The organism is Streptomyces sioyaensis (genome assembly GCF_004122735.1).
In the GTDB taxonomy this organism is placed as follows: domain Bacteria; phylum Actinomycetota; class Actinomycetes; order Streptomycetales; family Streptomycetaceae; genus Streptomyces; species Streptomyces sioyaensis.
On sequence record NZ_SDIF01000264.1, the window covers coordinates 1 to 2,158 of the forward strand.

Genomic DNA, 2,158 nt, shown 5'->3' on the forward strand with positions numbered 1-2,158 from the left:
CCCCCGGCCCCAGCCCCCGGCCTCCGGCGCACAGCCCAGCCTCCCGACCAACCCGAGCGCCCGAGCCCTCCGCTCTCACACCCCCATCTCCGCCTCGATCCGGCCGCTCTTCACCGCCGCGGCCAGCGCCGCGTGGTCGGCTTCCGTGCGATCCGCGTAAGCCACCGCGAAGTTCGCCATGGCCTCGTCGAGTTCCTCGTTCTTGCCGCAGTAGCCGGCCACCAGGCGCGGGTCGGCGCTGTGCGCGTGGGCCCGGGCCAGCAGGGCGCCGGTCATCCGGGCGTAGTCGTCCAGCTGGTCGTTGGACAGCTGCGCCGGGTCCACACTGCCCTTACGGTTTCTGAACTGGCGGACCTGGAAAGGCAGTCCGTCCCGTCGGGCGGTACCCGATATCTCGCCTCCCGCACCGGGCGACGCTATGTCCTGCACCGTCGTCCAGCCCAGCAGGATGTCGCTGACCACCTGCATCCGGCGCTGCCCGAGCACCACCCGGCGCCCCTCATGTATCACCGGCGGCACCGGGAAGCCGGCCTTTTCCACATAAGGCGCCAGCACCGAACCACGTGCCTCCTTCACCTGCAGGACCAGCGGCTCGCCCCGGTGGTCCAGCAGCAGCACCACATACGACCGCAAGCCCACGCTGCCCGTGCCGACCACGCGGAAGGCCACGTCGTGCACCGCGTACCGGGCCAGCAAGGGCAGCCGGTCCTCGGGAAGGGTGTCGAGATAGCCGGAGAGAGACGAGGCCACGGCTGCCGCTTCCTCATCCGGCACCCGACGCAGCACCGGCTGCGCGTCCACGAACCGACGGCCACCGTCCGCCGTCTGCTCGGTCGCCTTCGCCGCGAACCGCGCGCTGGTGTTTTTGCGCGCCTTCTCCGCGACCCGCTCCAACGTCCCCAGCAGATCCCTGGCATCGGTGTGCGAGACCAGCTCCTCGTCGGCGATCGCGTTCCACGCCTCGGTCACCGGCAGCTTCGCCAGCAGCCGCATCGTGCGCCGGTACGCGCCCGCGGCGTCCTGCGCGGCCTTGCGGCAGTCCTCCTCGCTTGCGCCCGTCTCCCGGCCCGCCAGCACCATCGAGGTGGCGAGCCGTTTCACATCCCACTCCCACGGGCCGTACAGGGTCTCGTCGAAGTCGTTGAGGTCGATGACCAGGCCGCCCCTGGCGTCGCCGTAGAGCCCGAAGTTGGCGGCGTGCGCATCTCCGCAGATCTGTGCACCTATGCCGGTGACGGGATCGGCCGTCAGGTCGTACGCCATCAGCCCTGCCGAGCCGCGGAGAAAGGCGAAGGGGCTCGCGACCATCCGGCCGACCCGTATCGGCGTCAGCTCGGGCAGCCGGCCGGCGTTGGACGCCTCGACCGCTGCCACCGCATCCGGTCGCCCGGCCGCGGTCGACAGTGCGGCCTGCTCGGCACGGGGAAGGCGCTCCCGCAGCGCCTTCCCGACTGCCTTGGGCGACGGTCCCTGCATATCGGCCTTCGCGAACCCCGGTACGTACGGCACACGCGACACGGCGGCCACCTCCCCCTTCATGAACTGCGTTCTTGTGTCCCTGTTTTCCGCATCACCGGCCCGACCAGCGACGGGCGGTCCCGGCGCGCCGACGGCAATGACGTTACCGAGATCCCCGCGCAGCCAGCAGAGCCTGTGGATAACTCTTCGGAACCACCGACCCGGCCCTGACGCCCCAGGGGAACCGCCGGACCCATCCCTGACGCTTCGTCAGGCCCATCGGGCCGACTCCCCTGTCACCTCGTCAAAAACGCCGCCCCCGGTTCTGCCCCCTCCTTCAGAACCATCGAACCCAGCCCCACCACACCCAGAGGGGACCGCTCCACAAACCGCAGAAGGCACAAGACCACACCAGCACACAGCCCCACTGCCACTGCCACTGCCAACCAACCGCCCCCTCCCCACACCCCCACAACCTCTTCTTCCATCTCCTACTCCACCGCCCTCTCCGCAGCCGCAACCGCAGCCCGCCGGTCACCCGGCCTCGCCCCGGCCGCCCCGCCTCTCCGCTCCAGCAACGGTGCCGGATCCGCCTCCAGCACCGTCGCCCCCGCCGAGCCAGCCGCCCCGCCGGCGCCGCGCCACCTGCCCGTCGCGGTCGTCGGATCGGGCCGCAGCGCACAGCTGCTCGCCCAGTCGA

At 71.1% G+C, this 2,158-nt stretch carries 1 protein-coding gene; it reads right to left on the minus strand.

Annotation, left to right across the window (positions count from 1 at the left end; translation table 11 throughout):
- Positions 1–75: 75 nt before the first annotated feature.
- On the minus strand, positions 76–1,539 hold the full coding sequence (locus tag EST54_RS33735; RefSeq protein WP_129251467.1) for a DUF2252 domain-containing protein: 1,464 nt from the start codon (positions 1,537–1,539) through the stop codon (positions 76–78).
- Between the last annotated feature and the right edge of the window lie 619 nt (positions 1,540–2,158).

Coding starts and splice junctions, on each gene's coding strand:
- EST54_RS33735 (WP_129251467.1), bottom strand. CDS start 1,539: ATGAAGGGGGAGGTGGCCGCCGTGTCGCGTGTGCCGTACGTACCGGGG.